Source organism: Nocardioides sp. zg-1230, from assembly GCF_013155335.1.
Lineage (GTDB): Bacteria > Actinomycetota > Actinomycetes > Propionibacteriales > Nocardioidaceae > Nocardioides.
This window is the reverse complement of record NZ_JABJQZ010000008.1, coordinates 87871-103659: the sequence shown is the minus strand read 5'-3', so window position 1 is coordinate 103659 and position 15789 is coordinate 87871. Positions and strand designations below refer to the sequence as shown.

At 72.7% G+C, this 15789-nt stretch carries 17 protein-coding genes; 10 read left to right on the top strand and 7 right to left on the bottom strand.

Features of this window, described 5'->3' with window-relative positions; translation table 11 throughout:
* Positions 1-4 precede the first annotated feature (4 nt).
* Both HOO61_RS19850 and HOO61_RS19845 read left to right on the top strand, forming a co-directional pair.
* On the top strand, positions 5-1519 hold the full coding sequence (locus HOO61_RS19850; RefSeq protein ID WP_172259123.1) for a DNA-3-methyladenine glycosylase 2 family protein: 1515 nt from the start codon (positions 5-7) through the stop codon (positions 1517-1519).
* A gap of 1 nt (position 1520) precedes the next feature.
* Complete coding sequence (locus HOO61_RS19845) at positions 1521-2003, top strand: methylated-DNA--[protein]-cysteine S-methyltransferase (protein ID WP_172259124.1); 483 nt, start codon at positions 1521-1523, stop codon at positions 2001-2003.
* A gap of 16 nt (positions 2004-2019) precedes the next feature.
* Here HOO61_RS19845 and HOO61_RS19840 read toward each other — a convergent pair whose 3' ends face one another.
* Positions 2020-2601: a TIGR03086 family metal-binding protein gene (locus HOO61_RS19840; RefSeq protein WP_172259125.1), complete on the bottom strand. Its 582-nt coding sequence runs from the start codon at positions 2599-2601 to the stop codon at positions 2020-2022.
* Positions 2602-2833: 232 nt separating this feature from the next.
* Entirely contained in the window at positions 2834-3556 is a 723-nt protein-coding gene (locus HOO61_RS19835; RefSeq protein ID WP_172259126.1) for an IclR family transcriptional regulator, read from the bottom strand.
* A gap of 84 nt (positions 3557-3640) precedes the next feature.
* Here HOO61_RS19835 and leuC point away from each other — a divergent pair, with 84 nt between their 5' ends.
* The 3 genes from leuC to HOO61_RS19820 all read left to right on the top strand — a co-directional run bounded on the left by leuC (position 3641) and on the right by HOO61_RS19820 (position 6443).
* Positions 3641-5053 (top strand): 3-isopropylmalate dehydratase large subunit, encoded by a 1413-nt coding sequence (leuC, locus tag HOO61_RS19830; RefSeq protein WP_172259127.1) that lies wholly within the window; start codon positions 3641-3643, stop codon positions 5051-5053.
* 2 nt (positions 5054-5055) lie between these two features.
* Complete coding sequence (gene leuD, locus HOO61_RS19825; protein WP_172259128.1) at positions 5056-5655, top strand: 3-isopropylmalate dehydratase small subunit; 600 nt, start codon at positions 5056-5058, stop codon at positions 5653-5655.
* Between the two features lie 116 nt (positions 5656-5771).
* Entirely contained in the window at positions 5772-6443 is a 672-nt protein-coding gene (locus HOO61_RS19820) for an HU family DNA-binding protein (protein WP_172259129.1), read from the top strand.
* A 60-nt stretch (positions 6444-6503) separates the two neighbouring features.
* On the opposite strand, the gene cofC is transcribed toward HOO61_RS19820, so the two are convergent.
* Positions 6504-7163 carry a 2-phospho-L-lactate guanylyltransferase gene (cofC, locus tag HOO61_RS19815; RefSeq protein ID WP_172259130.1) on the bottom strand — a complete coding sequence of 220 codons (660 nt, stop codon included), beginning with the start codon at positions 7161-7163 and terminating at the stop codon, positions 6504-6506.
* A gap of 123 nt (positions 7164-7286) precedes the next feature.
* Here cofC and HOO61_RS19810 point away from each other — a divergent pair, with 123 nt between their 5' ends.
* Entirely contained in the window at positions 7287-8084 is a 798-nt protein-coding gene (locus tag HOO61_RS19810) for a 1-acyl-sn-glycerol-3-phosphate acyltransferase (RefSeq protein ID WP_172259131.1), read from the top strand.
* Positions 8081-9082 carry an NAD(P)H-dependent glycerol-3-phosphate dehydrogenase gene (locus HOO61_RS19805; protein ID WP_172259132.1) on the top strand — a complete coding sequence of 334 codons (1002 nt, stop codon included), beginning with the start codon at positions 8081-8083 and terminating at the stop codon, positions 9080-9082. Before HOO61_RS19810 ends, HOO61_RS19805 begins: the two co-directional genes overlap by 4 nt.
* A 356-nt stretch (positions 9083-9438) precedes the next feature.
* Here HOO61_RS19805 and HOO61_RS19800 read toward each other — a convergent pair whose 3' ends face one another.
* Positions 9439-10512 (bottom strand): PLP-dependent aspartate aminotransferase family protein, encoded by a 1074-nt coding sequence (locus HOO61_RS19800; protein ID WP_172259133.1) that lies wholly within the window; start codon positions 10510-10512, stop codon positions 9439-9441.
* 32 nt (positions 10513-10544) lie between these two features.
* Here HOO61_RS19800 and HOO61_RS19795 point away from each other — a divergent pair, with 32 nt between their 5' ends.
* A complete protein-coding gene (locus HOO61_RS19795; protein ID WP_172259134.1) occupies positions 10545-11690 on the top strand; it encodes a D-alanine--D-alanine ligase family protein in 1146 nt (381 codons plus the stop codon).
* A gap of 12 nt (positions 11691-11702) precedes the next feature.
* Here HOO61_RS19795 and HOO61_RS19790 read toward each other — a convergent pair whose 3' ends face one another.
* Together HOO61_RS19790 and HOO61_RS19785 are read right to left on the bottom strand one after the other, a co-directional pair.
* Positions 11703-12212 (bottom strand): DUF3515 domain-containing protein, encoded by a 510-nt coding sequence (locus HOO61_RS19790; RefSeq protein ID WP_216658892.1) that lies wholly within the window; start codon positions 12210-12212, stop codon positions 11703-11705.
* 14 nt (positions 12213-12226) lie between these two features.
* Positions 12227-12463, bottom strand: coding sequence for an Lrp/AsnC family transcriptional regulator (locus HOO61_RS19785; protein ID WP_135840790.1), 237 nt, complete (start codon positions 12461-12463; stop codon positions 12227-12229).
* Positions 12464-12579: 116 nt separating this feature from the next.
* Between HOO61_RS19785 and HOO61_RS19780 the strand changes: the two genes are divergently transcribed.
* The gene (locus HOO61_RS19780; RefSeq protein ID WP_172259135.1) at positions 12580-13530 is read left to right on the top strand and encodes a thiamine-phosphate kinase; all 951 of its coding nucleotides are present in this window, start codon (positions 12580-12582) and stop codon (positions 13528-13530) included.
* A 218-nt stretch (positions 13531-13748) separates the two neighbouring features.
* Here HOO61_RS19780 and rpmB read toward each other — a convergent pair whose 3' ends face one another.
* A complete protein-coding gene (gene rpmB, locus HOO61_RS19775; RefSeq protein WP_056602600.1) occupies positions 13749-13934 on the bottom strand; it encodes a 50S ribosomal protein L28 in 186 nt (61 codons plus the stop codon).
* A gap of 211 nt (positions 13935-14145) precedes the next feature.
* Here rpmB and HOO61_RS19770 point away from each other — a divergent pair, with 211 nt between their 5' ends.
* Positions 14146-15786 carry a DAK2 domain-containing protein gene (locus HOO61_RS19770; protein ID WP_172259136.1) on the top strand — a complete coding sequence of 547 codons (1641 nt, stop codon included), beginning with the start codon at positions 14146-14148 and terminating at the stop codon, positions 15784-15786.
* Positions 15787-15789 lie beyond the last annotated feature (3 nt).

The following is a 15789-nucleotide window of genomic DNA, read 5'->3' as shown; positions in this document are numbered from 1 at the left end:
ACGCATGACACCGACCGGGCACCTCGACACCGAGGCCTGCTACCGCGCCGTCCGCAGCCGGGACCGGCGCTTCGACGGGGTCTTCTACACCGCGGTCCGCACGACCGGGATCTACTGCCGGCCCTCGTGCCCGGCGCGGACGCCGGCGGCCGGCAACGTGACGTTCCACCCGACGGCGGCGAGCGCGCACGCGGCGGGCTACCGCGCCTGCAAGCGCTGCCTGCCCGACGCGACGCCCGGCAGCCCGGAGTGGGACGTCGCCGCCGACGTCGCGGGGCGGGCGATGCGGTTGATCGCCGACGGTCTCGTCGACCGCGAGGGCGTCGACGGGCTGGCCCGCCGGGTCGGCTACACCCCGCGCCACCTGGGCCGGCTGCTGACCCAGGAGCTGGGCGCCGGTCCGCTGGCGCTGGCCCGGGCCCGGCGCGCGCAGAGCGCGCGGGTGCTCATCGAGACCACCGACCTGCCGCTGACCGACGTCGCGTTCGCGGCCGGCTTCGCCAGCGTGCGGCAGTTCAACGAGACCCTGCGCGAGATCTACGCGTCGTCACCCTCCGAGCTGCGCGGTCGTCGCAACGGCTCCCACCGCGCCGGCGCCATCACGATGCGGCTCCCCGTCCGCACCCCGTTCGCCGGCCGGCGGATGCTCGACTTCCTCGCCTACCACCTCGTGCCGGGTGTGGAGGTCGCCGGACCCGGCTGGTACGCCCGCACGCTCGACCTGCCCCACGGCAGCGGGACCGTCCGTCTCGAGCTGGTCGACCTGCCCGACACGTCAGGGGCCGCCGGCGGCGGGACCGGCTTCGTCACGGCCGAGTTCCGGCTGGCAGACCTGCGCGACACCGCGGCCGCGAGCGAGCGCGTACGACGCCTGCTCGACGCCGACTGCGACCCGCGCGCCGTGGACGACCACCTCGGTGGCGACCCGGTCCTGGGCCACCTCGTGCGCGCCACGCCCGGTCTCCGGGTGCCCGGGCAGGTCGACGGCGACGAGACGGCGATCCGCACGGTCATCGGCCAGCAGGTCAGCGTCACCGGGGCGCGCACGGTCGCCGGCCGGCTCGTGGCCGCCCACGGGCGGACCGTCGAGTCGGACGTGCCGGGGCTGACGCACCTCTTCCCCGACGCCGCCTCGCTCGCGGCCGCAGACCCCGCCACCCTGCCCATGCCGCGCGCGCGGGGACGGGCGCTCGTCGGGCTGGCCGCGGCGCTCACCGACGGAAAGGTGCTGCTCGACCGCGGCCCCGACCGCGACGGCGTACGACGCGCGCTGCTCGAGCTGCCCGGCATCGGCCCGTGGACGGCCGACTACGTGGCCATGCGGGCGCTCGGGCACCCGGACGTCTTCCTGCCCACCGACCTCGCCGTGCGCCGGCTGCTCGCTGGCCTTGCGACGTCGGGTGGCGGCGACCCGGATCCCGAGCGCTGGAGGCCGTGGCGGTCCTACGCGCTGATGCACCTGTGGAACACCCTGATGCCCGACACACCTGCGCCGCCCCGCGCTGACGAGGAGAACTGACATGTGGACCGTGATGCCCTCACCGGTCGGCGACCTGCGCATCGTGGAGCGCGACGGCTCGATCGTGGCGATCGAGTTCTCGCCCTTCCGGCAGCCGGCAGACGGGCGCCCGCTCGGCGACCGGTCGGACGACCACCCGGTGCTCGCCGAGGCCGTGCGGCAGCTGACGGCGTACTTCGAGGGCGACCTGACCGTCTTCGACCTGCCGCTGGCGCCCGTCGGCACCGACTTCCAGCGTCGGGTGTGGACCCAGCTGGAGCTGATCGGCTACGGCGACACCGCGTCCTACGGCCAGATCGCCGGCCGGTTGGGCATGACCAACGCCGCCTCCCGCGCGGTCGGCCTCGCCAACGGGCGCAACCCGATCCCCATCGTGGTGCCGTGCCACCGGGTCATCGGCGCCAACGGCACGCTGACCGGCTACGCCGGCGGGCTCGAGCGCAAGCAGCAGCTGCTCGAGCTGGAGCAGGACGCCCTTTTCTGATCGCCTCCTGGGTCGGTCAGGCAGACCAGCGCGGGTCGCGGCCCGAGCGGGCGAGCACCTGCTCGAACGCCGACGCGCCAGGACCGGCGTCCACCGCCGGGCCGAAGAGGCCGGGCGTGCCGCCCTCGTCGAACCCGCCCACGAACGCCATGCACGCCTCGGCCGTCGCGTCGTCGCAGTCGTAGTCCTGACCAGTGGCGCGGGCGAGGTCCCAGCCGTGGAGGACGATCTCGTCGAGAGCCACCAGACCGGCCACCTGCCCGGGCAGGTCGACCCCGCCGGCACGCGTCATGCCCTCCCAGGCCTCGGGGTCGCGCCAGGCCGCGGCCAGCGCCGGCACCCGCTCGGCCAGTGCTTCCCGCCACCCGGGCTCGACGTCCGGCCAGCCGTCGGCGTCCGGACTGGTGTCGGTGAGGGGACCGAGGTCCTTGTCCGCCGCGGCGCGGAACGCGAGCGTCAGCCCGGCGAGGTGCTGGACGAGCTGCCCGACGGTGCGCCCCTCGCACGGGGTGGGCGCGTCGAGCTGGTCGTCGGTGACGTTGGCGGCGACGGCGACGAGCCGCTCGCCGGCGGGTCCGAGGTCCACGAGGTCTGCCATGCGCCCACCCTGCCCCAGGTCACCGACACCGGGAAGGGCCACCGCGCGCCCTGGCCCTCAGGTCGCTGAGGGTGGCGGCGTACGACAGCGAATGGGCGCTGTCGGATGTCGCGCGCCGCCACCGTGGGGCTCGGCCCGGTGGGGAGTGGCGGCAGATCGCAGAAGATCGGGGCGCGGGTGTGCGATGTGCCGCCACCCTCGATGAGACGGCGGGCGAGCGGTGGCCGCGGACCTACTCCGACGCGGCGCGGCGCAGCGACTCGGACAGCCGGTCGGCGGCGGCGAGGACGGCGGGCGCGTGCATCCGGCCGGGCTGGCGCGAGAGCCGTTCGAGCGGACCGGAGACCGACACCGCGGCGATGACCTTTCCGCCGGGGGAGCGGACGGGGGCCGAGACCGAGGCCACGCCCTGCTCGCGCTCGCCGACCGACTGCGACCAGCCGCGGCGGCGGATGCCGGACAGGGCGGTGGCGGAGAAGGCGGCGTTCTGCAGACCCCGGTGCATCCGCTCGGGGTCCTCCCAGGCGAGGAGGATCTGGGCTGCGGAGCCGGCGTTCATGGTGAGCTGGGAGCCGACGGGGATGGTGTCGCGCAGGCCGGACGGGCGCTCGGCCGCCGCGACGCACACGCGGTGCTCGCCCTGGCGGCGCCAGAGCTGGGCGGACTCGCCGGTGATGTCGCGCAGCCTGGCCAGCACCGGTCCGGCCGCGGCGAGCAGGCGGTCCTCACCGGCGGCGGCGGACAGCTCGCCCAGGCGCGGGCCGAGCACGAAGCGCCCCTGCATGTCGCGAGCCACGAGACGGTGGTGCTCGAGGGCGACAGCGAGGCGGTGGGCCGTCGGTCGGGCCAGTCCGGTACCGGCCACGAGGCCGGCCAGGGTGGCCGGTCCGGCCTCCAGCGCTGCGAGCACGAGCGCGGCCTTGTCGAGTACGCCGACGCCAGATCCGTTGTCCATATGCCGATATTCTCATCTCAGAGAGTGGGATGCAAGATGTACCGTCGTCCTGTCGCACGAGGCAAAGGCTAAGGAGTTTGTGTCATGGGCAAGACCCTGTCCGAGAAGGTCTGGGACGAGCATGTCGTCCGGAGCGCCCCGGGGGAGCCCGACCTCCTCTTCATCGACCTCCACCTCCTCCACGAGGTGACCTCGCCGCAGGCCTTCGACGGCCTTCGCCTGGCGAACCGCACCGTGCGGCGTCCCGACCTCACCCTGGCGACGGAGGACCACAACGTCCCCACCCTCGACTGGGACAAGCCGATCGCCGACCCGGTGAGCCGCACCCAGGTGGAGACGCTGCGCAAGAACGCCGCCGACTTCGGTGTCCGCCTGCACCCGCTCGGCGACGTCGAGCAGGGCATCGTCCACGTCGTCGGCCCGCAGCTCGGTCTCACCCAGCCCGGCATGACGATCGTGTGCGGCGACTCGCACACCTCCACGCACGGCGCGTTCGGCGCGATCGCGTTCGGCATCGGCACCTCCGAGGTCGAGCACGTGCTGGCGACGCAGACCCTGACCCAGGCCAAGCCGAAGACGATGGCCGTCACCGTCAACGGCAGCCTGCCCGAGGGCGTCACCGCCAAGGACCTCGTCCTCACGCTGATCACGCACACCGGCACGGGCGGCGGCCAGGGCTACATCGTCGAGTACCGCGGCCAGGCCATCGAGGAGCTCTCGATGGAGGGCCGCATGACGGTGTGCAACATGTCGATCGAGTGGGGCGCCAAGGCCGGACTGATCGCCCCGGACCAGACGACCTTCGACTACATCGAGGGCAAGCCGGAGGCACCGAAGGGAGCCGACTGGGACGCCGCGGTCGCCCACTGGAAGACCCTGCGCACCGACGACGACGCCGTGTTCGACAAGGAGATCGAGCTCGACGCGTCCACGATGACGCCGTTCGTCACGTGGGGCACCAACCCCGGACAGGGCGCGCCCCTGGGCGCGAACGTCCCGAGCCCCGACGACTTCGACGAGCCCAACGACAAGGTCGCGACCGAGAAGGCCCTGCAGTACATGGGTCTCGAGGCCGGCACCCCGCTGCGCGACGTCAAGGTCGACACCGTGTTCGTCGGCTCCTGCACCAACGGCCGCATCGAGGACCTGCGCCTCGCGGCCTCCGTCCTCGAGGGCCGCACCGTCGCCCCGGACACCCGTCTGCTCGTGGTGCCGGGCTCGGTGCGCGTACGTCTCCAGGCCGAGGCCGAGGGCCTCGACAAGGTCTTCCTCGCCGCAGGCGCCGAGTGGCGCGGCGCCGGCTGCTCGATGTGCCTGGGCATGAACCCCGACCAGCTCGCACCGGGTGAGCGCAGCGCCTCGACGTCCAACCGCAACTTCGAGGGACGACAGGGCAAGGGCGGTCGTACGCACCTCGTGTCCGTCCCGGTCGCCGCCGCCACCGCCGTGCGCGGCACCCTCTCCTCGCCCGCCGACCTCACGCCGATCGGAGCCTGACCATGGACAAGTTCACCACCCACACCGGCGTCGGCGTCCCGCTGAAGCGCAGCAACGTCGACACCGACCAGATCATCCCGGCGGTCTACCTCAAGCGCGTGACCCGCACCGGCTTCGAGGACGGCCTGTTCGCCGCATGGCGCAACGATCCCGGCTTCGTGCTCAACGACCCGACGTACGCCGCCGGGTCGGTGCTGGTCGCCGGCCCGGACTTCGGCACCGGCAGCTCGCGCGAGCACGCCGTGTGGGCCCTGCAGAACTACGGCTTCAAGGTCGTCATCTCATCGCGCTTCGCCGACATCTTCCGCGGCAACTCCGGCAAGGCCGGGCTCCTGGCGGCGCAGGTCGACGAGAAGGTCGTGCAGCGCCTGTGGGACTGGCTCGAGGACAACCCGGGTGGCGAGATCACCGTCGACCTGGAGAGCCGCACCGTCCGCGCTGGTGCGGGCGATGACGCCGTCGAGGACTCCTTCGACATCGACGACTACACCCGGTGGCGCCTCCTGGAGGGGCTCGACGACATCGGCATCACGCTCTCGCACGACGACGCGATCACCGCCTTCGAGGCGGGACGACCGGGCTGGAAGCCCGTCACTGCGTGAAAAACCCCTACAAACAGGGGCTTTGGTGATTGTTCTCACCCTTCCATGTGCCTAGCGTGCCTTGCAGAGGGTCGAGCACGAGCTCGGCGTCCGAGGTTCATTGGGAAGGGAAGCTAGTGAACAAGTCAGAGCTCATCGACGCGCTCGCCGCGCGTTACGAGGGGAACCGCAAGCAGGCGGCCCATGCACTGGAGTCCGTGCTCGACACCATCACCCGCGAGGTCGCGAAGGGTGAGAAGGTCGCCATCACGGGCTTCGGCTCGTTCGAGAAGGCAGTCCGCAACGCACGCTGGGTCCGCAACCCGCAGACCGGCGAGCGGATGAAGTCGAAAAAGAAGGCCGTGCCGAAGTTCTCCGCCGGCAAGGAGCTCAAGGACGTCATCTCGGGTGCGAAGAAGCTGCCGAAGCTGACCGCGGCGACGATGCCCAAGCCACCCGGCGTGCGGGCCGCGGCCGCGGCCGTGACGGGAGCAGCCGCCAAGAAGTCCACGCCGGCGAAGTCGACGGCCACCAAGTCGACCGCTGCCAAGAAGTCCTCGACCGCGAAGTCCGCCCCGGCCAAGACCACGGCGGCCAAGAAGTCGACGGCGAAGAAGGCCAGCACCTCGACGGCGAGCAAGACCGCCGCCAAGAAGGCCCCGGCGAAGAAGTCGGCGACCAAGTCGACCGCTGCCAAGTCGACTGCCAGCAAGAGCTCCGCCAGCAAGAGCACGGCCAAGAAGGCCCCGGCGAAGAAGGCCCCGGCCAAGAAGAGCACGGCCAAGAAGACGACGGCGAAGAAGTCCTGACGCCGCGCCGTCGCTGACGTCCTGGCTGCGGTCCTGCCGCAGCCGCGTGACACGGGCGGGTCACCCCGAGTGGGTGGCCCGCCTTTCGCTTGCCCGGGTCGTGTGCGGACCGACGCCGGCGAGCAGAGCAGCCCCGAGGTCGTCCGGGTCGTCGACATCCGTGCGGACGCTCGTCGCCGTGGTGCCCACCTCGACGGCCCCGGCGGCCTCGTGCCGAGCCGCGGACGCCAGGCCGAACGACGGGTAGAACGCGTCGGCAGCGGCGGCGTACAACGTGGTGCCCCGTCCGGTGTGGTCGCGCACGAAGGCGACCCGGCCGGCCGCAACCTGCTCGTGCACCTCCCCGAGCACACCGGCGAGCTCGACGGGCCGCAGCCCCGGAAGGTCGGCGCACAGCGCCACGGGCACCGCGCCCGGCCAACGCCGCGCGACCTCGGCGGCGGCCTGCACGAGCGTCGCGTTCAGGTCGTCACTGACGCCGTCCGGGATCACCTCACAGCCGAGTGTGCGCACGGACGCGGCGAGCCCGTGGTCGTCGGTGACGACGAGGACGGCGTCGACGCCCGGCGTCGCGGCGGCGGCATGGACGGTGTCGAGCGCGAAGGCCTCGGCGAGCTCGCGCCGGTGATCGGCGGGGAGCCCCAGCCGGGACTTCCCGTAGGTGGGCGGCTTGACGGGTACGACGACCACGCAGCGCGCGGGTCGGGCATCGGCGGACATCGCGACGATTCTCCCACCCAGGGCCAGCGTGCCGGTGGCGTCCCCGCACCCTGCTGACCGAGTAGCCTGCTCGCGACGCAGACAGCGTCCGGGCCGGGCCCGCGAGACAGCACGAGGGAGGGGATGGCGTTGCGCGTCAGGAAGCTGGAGCAGAAGCGCGGCTGGGCGATGACCGTCGCCGCGACGATCCTCAAGCCGACGCTGCTCAGTGCCACCTCCCGCACCTGGATCGACGGGGAGAAGATCCCCGCCACGGGTGGCTGCATCGTGGTCATCAACCACATCTCCCACGTCGACCCGTTGCTCTCGGCGCACTTCGTCTACGACCACGGCCGGCTGCCGCGCTACCTGGCCAAGTCCGGGCTGTTCAGCAACAAGTACCTCGGCGGGTTCCTGACCGCCGCCGGCCAGATCCCGGTGGAGCGGTTGAGCCGCAACGCGATCGGCGCGTACGACGCCGCGGTCAAGGCGATCGGCGACGGCGAGTGCCTCATCGTCTACCCCGAGGGCACGCTGACCCGTGATCCCGGCCTCTGGCCGATGAAGGGCAAGACCGGCGCCGCCCGCATCGCCCTCGCCACCGGCTGCCCGGTCATCCCGGTGGGTCAGTGGGGCGCGCACGAGGTGCTCCCGCCCTACACGAAGAGGCCGCACCTGGTGCCGCGCAAGAACATCGTGATGAAGGCGGGTGACCCGGTGCCGCTCGACGACCTCCTCGCCCTTCCGTCGTCGACGGAGCGGACGGCGCGGGCCACCGATCGCATCATGGACGCGATCACCGCGATCGTCGCCGACATCCGCCAGGAGACACCGCCCGCCGAGCGCTACGACCCGCGCCGCAGCGGCGTACGCGAGATCGGCAACCCGCACCCCACCGCCCACCACGGGGCCCACCGGACGAAGAGGAAGCGCACCCGATGACGAAGATCGCAGTGTTCAGCGCAGGTTCGTGGGGCACCGCGTTCTCGCTGGTCCTCGCCGACGCCGGCAACGACGTGTCCCTGTGGGCCCGCCGCGGGGAGGTCGTGGAGGCGATCAACGAGCGCCGCGAGAACACCGACTACCTGCCGGGCATCGAGCTCCCGTCGTCGATCTCCGCGTCCACCGATCCCGAGGAGGTCGCCGCCGACGCGGACGTCGTGGTGCTCACGGTGCCGTCGCAGAGCCTGCGCGAGAACCTCACCGCCTGGGCGCCGATCCTCCCCGAGAAGGCCACGCTCGTCTCGCTCATGAAGGGCGTCGAGCTCGGCTCGCTGATGCGGATGAGCGAGGTGATCCAGGAGGTCACCGATGCCTCGGCCGACCGCATCGCCGTCGTCAGCGGACCCAACCTGGCGCGCGAGATCGCCCGCCGAGAGCCGGCCGCGTCGGTCGTCGCCTGCGTCGATGAGGAGCGGGCCAAGCACATCCAGGCCATCACGCACGGACCGTCCTGGCGGCCCTACACGTCGGTCGACGTGCTCGGCTGCGAGATCGGTGGCGCCTACAAGAACGTCGTGGGTCTCGCCGTCGGCATGGCGGTGGGGCTGGGCTTCGGCGACAACACCACCGCCTCCGTCATCACGCGCGGCCTCGCCGAGACCGCCCGCCTGGCCACCGCGCAGGGCGCCAACCCGTTGACCCTCATGGGCCTCGCCGGTCTCGGCGACCTGGTCGCGACGTGCTCGTCGCCGCTCTCGCGCAACCGCACCTTCGGCGAGCGCCTGGGTCAGGGCATGACGACCGAGGAGATCTACGCCTCGACCCGTCAGGTGGCCGAGGGCGCCAAGTCCTGCAAGTCGCTGCTCGAGCTGGCCCGCCGCACCGGCGTCGACGCCCCGATCGCCGAGGCCGTCGACGCCGTTGTCGACGGCAAGATGACCGCGCACGACATGATGAACTCCTTCATCGCCCGCGACACCAAGCCCGAGCTGCACTGATGAGACGCCCAGCTCCGACCGAGGAACGAGGTCGGGGCGTGGGGCGGCCAGATCGAGCAAGCGACGCGACTGAGGAACGAGGTCGGGGCGTGGGGCGGCCAGATCGAGCAAGCGACGCGACTGAGGAACGAAGTCGCACGAGCGCGTCGAAATCCGACGGCCCCTCGCGCAACGTCATGGGCTCCAGCGGACGCCCCGGGGCGCGTGCGGCCGTCGCATGGTCGGCGAGCTGGAGCCGCCCAACGTAGGCAGTTCGCATCACTGATCCGCCTCGTCACGCTCGAACGCCGAGGCTGCGGCCGCGAACTGCCTACGTTGCGCGCGACGCGCCCGGCGGCCGGGGCCAGCGGAGACGATCAGCCGACACACCCGTCGAGCGCGGTGCGCAGGTCGTCCCAGAGGTCCTCGACGTCCTCGATGCCGACGGAGAGCCGGACGAGGCCGTCGGGGATGGTGGCGGCCTCGGCCTTCCAGCGACGACGACGCTCGAGGCTCGACTCGACGCCGCCGAGCGAGGTGGCGTGGATCCACAGCCGCGTCTTGCGGCTGAGCAGGTCGGCGGCCATCTCGCCCTGCGCGAGGACGATGCTGACGATCGCGCCGAACCCCGGGTAGCGCACCTCCGACAGCGCGGGGTGCTCGCCGAGTCGGCGTACGAGCTCCTGGGCGTTGGCCTGCGCGCGCTCGACCCGCAGGTGCAGGGTGCGCAGCCCGCGCAGCGTCAGCCAGGCCTCGAACGGTCCGGGGATCGCCCCGACGAGGTCGCGACGCCCCTTGAGCACGGCCCAGAGCTCGTCGTCGCGGGTGATGATCGCGCCCATCTGCACGTCGGAGTGGCCGGCGAGGTACTTGGTCGCGGAGTGCACGACGAGGTCGACGTCGTCCTCCAGCGGCCGCTGGAGCAGGGGCGTGGCGAAGGTGTTGTCGACGACGACGTAGGCGCCCGCCTCGTGCGCGGCCTTGGTGATGGTGGGGATGTCGGCGACCTCGAGGGCCGGGTTGGTCGGCGACTCCAGCCACACGAGCGCGGCGCCGTCGCAGGCCGCGACGACCGCGTCGGTGTCGGTGATGTCGACCATCTCGGCAGTCAGCCGACCGCGCGACTCGAGGTCGGCGAGCTGCATGATCGTGCCGGTGTAGCCGTGCCGGGGCACGACGACCTTGCCCTCCGTGCCCACCAGGTCGAGCACGGTCGCGACCGCGGCCAACCCCGAGGCGAAGGTCAGGCAGCGACCGCCCTCGAGCGCGCCGAGCGCGTCCTCCAGCGCCGTCCAGGTCGGGTTGCCGTAGCGGCCGTACTCCACCTCGCCGCCGGCGACGTAGGTCGCCGCCATCGTGATCGGGGTGTTGAGCGGGGCATCGGGGACCCTGTCGGGCCGACCGGCCGTGACGGCGATCGTGCCGGGCCTGAGCGGTGAGTCTGGAGCCATGCGCGCCAGCGTAGGTGGATAGGGTCGAGGCGATGAACCACACCTCCCCTGACAAGACCGTCGACCCCACCAGCCGCAAGCCGCGCGTCGCCGTCGTCTTCGGCGGTCGCTCCTCCGAGCACGGCATCTCGTGCGTGACCGCGGGCAGCGTGCTGGCCGCGATCGACCGGGAGGCGTACGACGTCGTGCCGGTCGGGATCGCCCCCGACGGGCGGTGGGTGCTCGAGAGCGACGAGCCCACCCGCCTCGCGATCCGCGGCAACGACCTGCCTCAGGTCGACGCCGGCCGGTCACCGGTGGCGCTGATGGGCGCCGCCACCGGCACTGACCTCGTCGTGGCAGAACCGGCCAGCGTCCCCTCCGTGATCGGCGAAATCGACGTGGTCTTCCCGCTGCTCCACGGCCCGTGGGGCGAGGACGGCACCCTGCAGGGGATGCTCGAGATGGCCGGCGTGCGCTACGTCGGCTCCGGGGTGCTCGCCTCCGCGATCGGCATGGACAAGGCCTACATGAAGGTCGTCCTGCAGGCCGCCGGGCTCCCCGTCACCCCCGGCATCGTCGTCACCCGCACGGAGCACGAGCAGGACGCGGTCGGCGTACGCGCCCGGGTCGAGGAGCTCGGCTTCCCGTCCTTCGCCAAGCCCGCCCGCGCCGGGTCGAGCATGGGCATCAGCAAGGTCCACGACGCCTCGGAGATCGACGAGGCGCTCGAGGAGGCGTTCCGCCACGACCCCAAGGTGCTCGTCGAGCAGTCGATGGAGGGCGGGCGCGAGGTCGAGTGCGGCGTGCTCGGCACGCTCGAGGGTCCGCCGGAGACCTCGCGGCCCGGCGAGGTGCGCACCGGCGGCGACCACGAGTTCTACGACTTCGAGGCCAAGTACCTCGCCGACCAGCACACCGAGATCGACATCCCCGCCGACCTGCCCGCCGAGACCGAGCAGCAGCTGCGGGCGATGGCCGTGCGTGCCTTCGAGGCGCTGTCGTGCGAGGGCCTCGCGCGCGTCGACTTCTTCGTGATGCCCGACGGCTCGCTGGTCATCAACGAGCTCAACACGATGCCGGGCTTCACCCCGACCTCCATGTACCCGCAGATGTGGGCCGCCGCCGGCATGTCGTACCCCGACCTCGTCGACCGGCTCGTCCAGCTCGCGCTGCGTCGCGACACCGGCCTGCGCTGAGGCTCGTCAGCGTCAGAGGCAGGAGAGCCCCTTGCCGAGGTGCTCCTCGAGCGCGGGCGCGAGCTCGGCCAGCGCCCGGTCGATGCCCTCGGTGCGGTAGTCCGCCGGCACCGAGACCTCGACATAGGGCCTCAGGCTCAGGGCGATCGGGGTGGCGTCCACCGACAGGTCGGAGAGCTGGTCGTCGGGGACGTACCACCCGACGCCGTCGATGACGTTGCACTCGGCGGTCGGCTCGTAGTCGTCGGGCTCGGGGACCCCGCAGGTGAGGACGTACGCCGGATCGCCCCAGGCTGCCCCCAGCGCGTCGGCCGGTTCGACCTCGCGCCGCTCCTGGCCGGCGAGCGTGTCGGGGAGGTCGGCGACCAGGGACTCGCACGCGGCCAGGTCGGAGCCGGAGAGGTCGCCGGAGTCGATGGTCGGGGTGCTGCTGCACCCCGCCAGGGCGAGCGCCGCGAGGGCGGCCCCGGACGCGACGACGCCCCGGCCCGAGGACGGACCGAGGCGTCGACGCAGGTGCACGTGGGCCGGACGGCTCAGATGTGGACGACCGGGCAGGTGAGCGTGCGGGTGATGCCGTCGAGGTTCTGCACCTTGGAGACGACGAGCTTGCCCAGCTCGTCGACGTTCTTGGCCTCGGCACGGACGATCACGTCGTAGGGACCGGTGACGTCCTCGGCGAGCGTGACGCCGTTGACCTGGGCGATGGCCTTGGCCACCTCGGCGGCCTTGCCGACGTCGGTCTGGATCAGGATGTAGGCCTGGACGACCATCGTGGACTCCTCGGTCTCTTCAGCGGGTGTGACCGGGCCAACCTACCGCGCCGCGCGCCGGCCCCGACAGGGGATGGGTGACAGTGGTCACGGCCCTCGTCTGGTGGGATGGGTCCATGGCACTGGCAGCGGACGCAACCCTCGGCGAGGCAGGCGAGTTCGGCCTGATCTCCGAGCTCGTGGAGATCTTCGAGGGGGACGAGCACGTGCTCGTCGGGCCAGGGGACGACGCCGCCGTGCTGCGCATCAAGCACGGCCACGTCGTGGTCTCCACCGACCTGATGGTCGAGGGCCGGCACTTCCGCCGCGACTGGGCCGGCGCCGACGACGTCGGCCACCGGGCGGCGGCGCAGAACCTCTCCGACGTCAACGCCATGGGCGGCACCGCGCGACACCTCACGATCGGCCTCGCCGCTCCCGCCGACCTCCCGGTCGCCTGGGCACTGGACTTCGCCCGCGGCTTCGCCGAGGAGTGCGCGAGCGTCGGCGCCACCGTCGTCGGCGGCGACGTCACCCGCGCTGACCAGGTGATGATCGCCGTCACCGTGCTCGGCCAGTGCACCCAGGCGCCCGTCCTGCGCTCCGGCGCCCAGCCGGGCGACGTGCTCGCGCTCACGGGCCGCCAGGGGTGGGCCGCAGGCGGCCTCGCGGTCCTCGGCCGCGGCTTCCGCTCCCCGCGGGTGCTCGTCGAGGCCTACCGCCGACCGGAGCCGCCGTACGGCGCGGGCAAGGTGGCGGCCGAGGCGGGTGCGACGGCCCTGATCGACATCTCCGACGGCCTCCTCGCCGAGGCCGGCCACCTCGCGGAGGCCAGCGGCGTCGCCATCGACGTACGCGCCGGCGCCTTCGAGATCCCCGAGCCGCTCCAGGCGGTCGGCGCGGCGCTCGGCGCCGACCCGCTCCAGTTCATCCTCGGCGGCGGTGACGACCACTCGCTGCTGGCGACCTTCCCCGACGCGGCCTCCGTCCCGGCCGGCTGGCAGGTCGTCGGCGAGGTGACCGAGGGCGAGGGCGTCACCGTCGACGGTGCGCCCTACGACGGCTCGACCGGCTGGACCCACTTCTGACGCCGGGCGGCGACGAGTTCCGGGAGGCGCAGCGGCGGGCAGCTCATCGACCTGGCGGGGGAGTCCGACACCTCGGGGGGTGCACAACCCCCTCGAAGTGACGGACTCCCTGCATGAGCGGGGAGTCCCCGAAGGGGCGGGCCCCGGAAAAGATCTCGGAAGCACGACGAAGCCCCCGCCGCATCAGCGACGGGGGCTTCGGCGAAGAAGACGTCAGGTCAGCGCGAGACCTTGCCGGCCTTGAGGCAGCCGGTGCAGACGTTGAGGCGCTTGGGCGTGCCGTTCACGGTCGCCCGGACGCGCTGGATGTTGGGGTTGAAACGACGCTTGGTGATCTTGCGCGACCAGGGACGGTTGTTTCCGAAGCCCGGCTTCTTGGCGCAGATGTCGCAGACGGCAGCCACCGTGCACTCCGATCCGTTCGAGGTTGATGTCTTGGAGGCCCGCACCACCAGAAGCGGCAGCAGGCAACCGCGCAAGAGTAGCCGAGGACTGGCGGCGAGATGAAATCGCAGGGGCCGTGGGTGCCGGGCACTACCCTGTGGCGCGCACCACATCGTACGACGAGGCAGCCGCACCACCACATCCAGCAGACACCGGGAGCAGACCGACGCGATGGAGCACGTCACCCACGGCATCACGCTGGACGGCGTCGCGCGGTTCGTCGAGATCGCGACCGACGCCCTGTCCTCGGCCCGCGAGGAGATCGACGCGCTCAACGTCTACCCGGTGCCCGACGGTGACACCGGCACCAACATGTTCCTCACGGTCTCGGCCGCCCGCGACGCGCTGCGCGAGGCCCGGGGGAGCGACCCGGACCTCTCCCTCGGTGACGGCATGGCGGTGCTCGCCCGCGCCGCGCTCATGGGCGCCCGCGGCAACTCCGGTGTGATCCTCAGTCAGATGCTGCGTGCCTACGTGCACCACCTCGCGGGCGCGGCGATCGCCGACAAGCCGGCCGAGACGATCGCCGCGGCGATGGCCGAGGCCACCGAGGCCAGCTACGCCGCCGTGGGCGCGCCGGTCGAGGGCACGATGCTGACCGTGTCGCGCGCCGCCTCCGACGCCGCGCTCGAGGCGGCCGGCCGGGGAGCGCGCACGCGTGACGTCTTCACCGCCGCGGCAGCCGCCGCCCGCGACGCCCTCGCCCGCACCCCCGAGCAGCTCGACGTGCTGGCCCACGCCGGGGTCGTCGACGCGGGCGGTCGGGGGCTGTGCGTCGTCCTCGACGCCGTGGAGACCACCGCGACCGGGCGGCGGCCCACGCCGTGGTCGGCGCCGATCGGCACCCACCACATCCCGGTGGCGACCGCCCTCGCCGGCGACGACCTCACCGAGGACGGCCCGGGCTACGAGGTGATGTACCTCCTCGACGCGGACGACCAGCACGTCGCCGAGCTGCGCGCCACCCTCGCCGGGCTCGGCGACAGCCTCGTCGTGGTCGGTGGCGACGGCCTGTGGAACGTCCACGTGCACGTCGACGACGTCGGTGCCGCCATCGAGGCGGGGATCGGTGCCGGGCGCCCGCACCGCATCCGCGTCACCCACTTCGCCGACCAGGTCGCCGCCGGGCGGCAGCGGGTCTCGACCCGCACCGGGCGCCAGGTCGTGGCGGTCGCCGCGGGCCCTGGACTGACCGCGCTGTTCGAGTCGGCGGGCGCGGTCGTGGTCAGCGGAGGGCCGGGGCGGCGCCCCTCCACCGGCCAGCTCCTCGAGGCCATCGAGTCGTGCGGCGCCGCCGAGATCGTGCTGCTGCCCAACGACGGCGACACCGTGCGAGCCGCCGAGATCGCGGCCCGCACGGCCGAGGCGGAGCACGACGTCGTGGTCGAGGTCATCCCGACCCAGGCTCAGGTGCAGGGACTGGCCGCCATCTCGGTGCACGAACCCGGCCGCACCTTCGACGCCGACGTCCGGGAGATGACGGCGACGGCCCGCCACGTCCGCCACGGCGCGGTCACCGTCGCCGCCCGCCGGGCGATCACGATGGCCGGCCCGTGCGAGCCGGGCGACGCGCTCGGCGTGATCGCCGGCGACTTCGCGGTCGTGGGCACCGACCTCGAGACGGTGGCCGACGAGGTGCTCGAGCGGCTGCTCGCGGGCGGCGGCGAGCTGGTCACGATCGTCTCCGGCGAGGGCGGGGTCGAGCTCGCCGACCGGGTCGCGGCGCGGGTGGAGCAGCGGCACCCGACCGTCGACGTCGCGGTCCACGACGGCGGCCAGCCGCGCTACCCGCTGCTCGTCAGCGTCGAGTGACGG